Below are 2,443 nucleotides of genomic sequence, written 5' to 3'. Positions count from 1 at the left end.
GAATACGACAAAGTAAAAGCAGATACATGGGATAGACGTAATATGCGTGTTGAATTTAATCCGAATAAACTTACGCATGAAGAAATGCTTTGGTTAAAACAAAACATTATCAACTACATGGAAGATGACGGTTTTACAAGAATAGATTTAGCTTTTGATTTTGAAGATGATTTAAGTAATTATTATGCAATGACTGATAAAGCAGTTAAGAAAACTGTATTTTATGGTCGTGACGGGAAACCAGAAACAAAATATTTTGGCGTTCGTGATAGTGATAGATTTATTAGAATTTATAACAAAAAACAAGAACGTAAAGATAACGCAGATGTCGAAGTTATGTCTGATCACTTATGGCGTGTAGAAATTGAACTTAAAAGAGATATGGTGGATTACTGGAATGATTGTTTTAATGATTTACATATTTTGAAACCAGATTGGAAAATAATTGAACGCACTTCTGATAGAGCAATAGTTTTTATGTTGCTAAATGATGAAGAAGAATGGGGTAAAATTCATAGAAATTCTAGAACCAAATATAAAAACTTAATTAAAGAAATATCTCCAGTTGATTTAACGGAATTAATGAAATCGACTTTAAGAGAAAATGAAAAACAATTACAAAAGCAAATAGAATTTTGGCAGATAAAAAGTAAGAAGCTATTTTAAAAATGGCTACCATTCGGCTCCCTTTTAGCTCCCAAATAGCTACCTAATAATGTAGCTATTTGGGAGCTATTTTTGATTTTAGGTATCCATATGGTATCCATTTTTGATTTTGTGTAGCTATTCGGTAGCTTTTGTGTAGCCGTTCGGGAGTCATATAACAATTTTTATCGCATAAATAGGAATCCCATTTGACACTGTCAAATCAATATTTTGCACAGAAATAGCTACCGAATGGAGACATTTGGAGACATTTCTGTGCAGGATTCCACTTATGCTCTTTAAAATACAAGAGTTACATTATACACCTATTTTTTAAGGCTTTAGCTTTTTATTAAGAAGAATAACCGAGATAGAAAAACATATTTCGTATTCTAAAAGATTTAGAAAATAAATTTTAAAATGATTTATCGTCTCTCTGTTGAACGAAAAAAGTTTTTAGTTATTTTTTATACGTGGAATGATTAAATGTCCTAGAAAGGGCTTAAAATGCAAAATAAAAGAACCACTCAAAAATGAGTGGTCTGGAGAATAGCAATAAAATGCTGTGCGATTAAAATTGAGCACTGTATTGAGCATACCATACGCATTTATGCCGAGAAAATTTATTGATGTTGAGAAGAACCCTTAACTAAACTTGGAGACGAATGTCGGCATAGCGTGAGCTATTAAGCCGACGATTCGACAAGTTTAGGGATTGTTAAGGGTTCCGAGGCTCAACGTCAATAAAGCAATTGGAATAAAGCATTAAAAAATAGCCACTCAATTTGTGAGTAGCTATTTTTGGGCGAAGATCACTTCACATTAAAAGACTAAAACTAAATGTGAATGAGGATAATGCTATATTTTTACTTTAACACTTATTTATTTTCATCTCATCCAAAACCATTAAAAATAGTCACTCAATTATTGAGTGACTATGGGTTGGTAGAAGAACTATTTCATGTTAAAAGAATTAATGATGTTCGAGAATTATATTTTCACTTTAACATTTATTTAATCATAGTGCATTCAAAAGTATTTAACGATGAGATTTTTTGGCTTTTTTGAAACGAGTTTCTTCTTGTCTTGATACTATATAGAAATAACTCAATTTTTGAATTAAGGCTTTATCCCTTGTCAATAAAGGGTTAAGGCGTTTTTTTGTTGTTGAAAGAAATTTTTGACATAGGTTTATAAACACCAAAAAGCTTGGTCATAATAGACCAAGCTTTTTGATAGTGTTATATTAATAACAAAATAAAAAGAAGTCGCTCACTCCCCCGCCAAAGTTTGTGAATGCGACTTACCCAAGGAAAAACATTAAGTTGTTTTTTATATTTTGTATATCTAGATATTAAACGATATTAGTTTTTTCTTCAAGGTATATATTCGGGTGAGCGACTTCTTAAATTAAATTAAGGAGTCGATTTTTTATGAGTAGAGAAAATTATTCAAAGTACTTACAAAATAAGGATAGTGATATTTTACACTCAACCGGCTACTCTAATAGCCGGTTACACGCACATACTGTGTGCATATCGAAACCAAAAATCAGTTTCGACCGTATGACAATTGTTGGGAATTTAAATAAAAATAATGCTCAAAAGCTATCTGAATTCATGAGTACTGAACCACAAATTAGACTTTGGGATATACTACAAACGAAATTTAAAGCTAAAGCACTACAAGGAAAAGTTTATATTGAATACGACAAAGTAAAAGCAGATACATGGGATAGACGTAATATGCGTGTTGAATTTAATCCGAATAAACTTACGCATGAAGAAATGCTTTGGTT

1 protein-coding gene and 1 pseudogene are annotated in these 2,443 nt (G+C 31.0%); both read left to right on the top strand.

Annotation, left to right across the window (positions count from 1 at the left end; translation table 11 throughout):
- On the top strand, nt 1-666 hold a 666-nt coding region (locus tag ACQKN2_RS25190), incomplete at its 5' end, for a replication initiation factor domain-containing protein (RefSeq protein WP_162155085.1).
- Between the two features lie 1,412 nt (nt 667-2,078).
- Nucleotides 2,079-2,443 (top strand): annotated as a pseudogene (locus ACQKN2_RS25185) (replication initiation factor domain-containing protein); the annotation flags it as partial.

The organism is Lysinibacillus sp. NPDC093688 (assembly GCF_050280145.1).
GTDB classification, from domain to species: domain Bacteria; phylum Bacillota; class Bacilli; order Bacillales_A; family Planococcaceae; genus Lysinibacillus; species Lysinibacillus xylanilyticus_B.
Note: the sequence above shows the minus strand (reverse complement) of the source record. Positions and strands in the feature narration are given on the sequence as shown.